The organism is Mesorhizobium sp. M7A.F.Ca.ET.027.03.2.1 (assembly GCF_003999175.1).
Classification (GTDB): Bacteria; Pseudomonadota; Alphaproteobacteria; order Rhizobiales; family Rhizobiaceae; genus Mesorhizobium.
The window spans coordinates 1-3,137 of the sequence record NZ_RZOM01000745.1 but is presented as its reverse complement, the minus strand read 5'-3'; the positions used below and the strand labels follow the sequence as shown (position 1 = coordinate 3,137).

Sequence of the window (3,137 nt, the reverse complement as noted above, 5' to 3'; positions counted from 1 at the left end):
GGCCGAGAAGGTAGCCGAGCGCATTCGCGCCGAAATCGCCCAGGCGGCTTTCGCCATCGGGCAGGACGGCAAGGCGATCGAAGTCACGGTCAGCGTCGGCGTGTCGTCGGTGCTGAAGGGCGTGGACACGGTGGCGGCGCTGATGAAGCGTGCCGATCTCGCGCTCTACGAAGCCAAAAGCGGCGGCCGAAATCGCGTCGTCGCCAAGGCGGCGTAGCGATCCAGCCCCGATTATCCTGTCAACCCGACAGGGTTACCCGTTTACCTTAATCCAAGCGATTCGCGAGCCTTGGTTAAGAAACTGTTGATTTTCATAAACTCTTGCGCAACTGTGCAGGCCAAGACGAAGCCGGCACGAGGATAGAAAACCGGCTCCGATCCTGGGAATACCCCATGATGCTCAGGTCCGCCGCATCTCCTGGGTCCGTGGGGTCGGCCGGCCGGCGCTGGCACATAGTGGCCTCCTCGTACCGCTGCCAGACGCCGACCGGCCCCCTTCTCTCCAAAAGAACATCAGAACTCCGTGCTAAAGCACGGAAGAATCTGCGTTCTAGCCGTTCCAACACAGCTTCGCTTTGAGAGCAGCCAACGATGAGGGGAAGAGCACCCTTCCATTTCATAGATATGGCGCACAAGGGGCTTGCGGCAAGACCCGGCTCCTCCCGTAAAACCGCGACCCAAGCCAGGTGCGGAAAACGGGAGTTACGATAATGATTTCAGATCATGCGGTTGTGATCGCCGGGGGTGGTCCGACGGGATTGATGCTGGCAGGCGAACTGGCGCTGGCAGGCGTGGACGTTGCCATTTTCGAAAGGCGACCGGATCAGAAATTGGCAGGATTGCGCGCAGGCGGCCTGCATGCGCGCACTCTTGAGGTGCTCGACCAGCGCGGAATTGTGGATCGGTTTCTTTCACAGGGACAGATATCGCCGTCCGTGGGCTTCCACATGATCCGGTTAGGCATCAGCGATTTTCCCACGCGCCACAATTATCTGCTGGCGCTGCGGCAAAACCACATCGAGCGCATCCTGGCCGACTGGGTCGGCGAGTTGAAGGTACCGATCTATCGCGGACACGAGGTTACGAGGTTTACCCAGGACGACAGCGGCGTCGACGTCGAACTGTCCACCGGTCACCGCCTGAGGGCCGCATATCTGGTCGGCTGTGACGGAGGCCGCAGCACCATTCGCAAGGCGACCGGTATCGAGTTCGCCGGATGGGATCCGACGATGAGCTGGATGATTGCCGAGGTCGAAATGTCGGAAGAACCGGCATGGGGCTTCCGCAGCAACGCCTCCGGAATTCATGCCCTGGGTAAGATCGAGGGCGGCAAGAAGGTTGGCGTCGTGCTGACGGAGCCCCGCCTGGAGGCGCGCGGCGAACCGACCCTGCGCGAGCTCAGCGAGGCGCTGACTGCCGTCTACGGCACCGACTTCGGGGTCCACAGCCCGACCTGGCTCTCCCGCTTCACCGACATGACGCGCCAGGCCACCGCATATCGCGACAGGCGCGTGCTGCTGGCGGGTGATGCCGCGCACATCCATCCGCCGATCGGCGGACAGGGCCTCAACATCGGCGTGCAGGATGCGGTGAACCTTGGATGGAAGCTGGCCCAAATCATCAAGGGGACATCGCCGCAAAGCCTGCTCGAAAGCTATCACGCCGAGCGCCATCCGGTCGCCGCCCGCGTGTTGCGCAACACGATGGCGCAGGTTGCGCTTCGCCGCACGGATGACCGCAGCAAGGCCTTGGCCGACACCGTTGCCGAGTTGCTCGGCATGGATGAACCCCGCAAGAAAATCGCCGCGGAGATGTCTGGTTTGGGTGTTCATTACGACCTTGGCGAGGGGCATCCACTGCTTGGGCGGCGAATGCCAGATCTCGATCTGACCACCGCCGGCGGACGGTTGCGGGTCTTCACGTTGCTGCACGACGCGCGGCCCGTGCTGCTCAACCTCGGTGAGCCCGGCAGGCTGGACATCGCGTCCTGGGCTGATCGGGTCCGGCAGATCGACGCCGGTTACGCCGGTATCTGGGACCTCCCGGCTCTCGGGACGGTCGTTTCGCCCGACGCGGTCTTGATCCGGCCCGATGGTTATGTGGCTTGGGCCGGGGCGGGAACCCAACAGGGCCTGGTGGACGCGCTGACCACCTGGTTCGGGCCGCCTGCCACCGCAGGTTAGCAGACACGATCGAAGCGCGACCGCGCGATCGCCTTGAGAGTATCGCGTCCCTCCCTCCGACAGTGCTCCTGACAGTTGGTTGACAGGAGCTTCCTTCTGTGCAGAAATTGGTTGGACCATTGGACCACTTGGAGGAAATGTGGACCAGAACAGCCTGCCACCCATTCAGACCACGGCGCGCGACGACGCCGTGCTGAAGGCGTTGGTGGGCTTTGTTCGCGCCGAGGCCTTGCAGCCGGGCGAGCGGCTTCCAACCGAACGCATTCTGGCCGAGCGGCTGAAGGTCAGCCGCAACACCGTGCGCGAGGCACTGACACGCTGGGAAGGGCTCGGCCTCGTCGAGCGCCGGCAGGGCAGCGGCACCTATCTCAAGGCGGCTGTTTCACACGATATGCTGCACATGCCGCTGACGCTGGCGGGCGGCAATGATTTCACCAGCCTGATGCAGACGATGGAGATCCGCCGCGCGCTGGAGGCGGAGGCCGCAGCACTTTGCGCCGAACGCGCCAGCCAGGCCGACATCGCCGAAATTGCACGCAAGCTCGACATCATGGAGCAGGCGTTCCGCACGCGCGACGGCATGTCGTCGGAAGAGGATTGGGAGTTCCACCAGGCGATTTACCGGGCCTCGGGTAATCCGCTGTTCGAGCAGATCATCGCCGCCATGTACGAATTGTTCCACCGCTTCTGGGAGCATCCGCTCGGCGTTCGCGATTTCGGCCATGCCAGCTTTCCCTATCACCGCACCATCTACGAATGCATCGCAGCCCGTGACCCGCAGGGCGCCCGCGCCGAAGCGCTCAAGCTGATCGCCACCGTCGAGGACGATCTCAAGCGCGGTGCGGCCAAACTCAAACTTTCGAGCCAGACATGAACGAGCATCCATCCGGTTTCGATCACGACTATCTCTTGGAGGCGGCAACACTTTTGGCGCATGACGAACCGTTTCCCGGC

General features: G+C 62.9%; 3 protein-coding genes. All 3 read left to right on the top strand.

Annotated elements, in window-relative coordinates; translation table 11 throughout:
• Positions 1-217: diguanylate cyclase (locus tag EN750_RS26070; protein ID WP_127398281.1), on the top strand; the 217-nt coding region annotated here is incomplete at its 5' end.
• A 493-nt stretch (positions 218-710) separates the two neighbouring features.
• Positions 711-2,183, top strand: a complete 1,473-nt coding sequence (locus EN750_RS26060; protein WP_127398279.1) for an FAD-dependent monooxygenase — start codon at positions 711-713, stop codon at positions 2,181-2,183.
• Positions 2,184-2,322: 139 nt separating this feature from the next.
• A complete protein-coding gene (locus EN750_RS26055; RefSeq protein ID WP_027036801.1) occupies positions 2,323-3,057 on the top strand; it encodes a FadR/GntR family transcriptional regulator in 735 nt (244 codons plus the stop codon).
• Positions 3,058-3,137 lie beyond the last annotated feature (80 nt).

What these genes read in the sequence shown, in the direction of transcription:
- EN750_RS26060 (WP_127398279.1), top strand. Translation starts at nt 711, where the DNA reads ATGATTTCAGATCATGCGGTTGTGATCGCCGGGGGTGGTCCGACGGGA.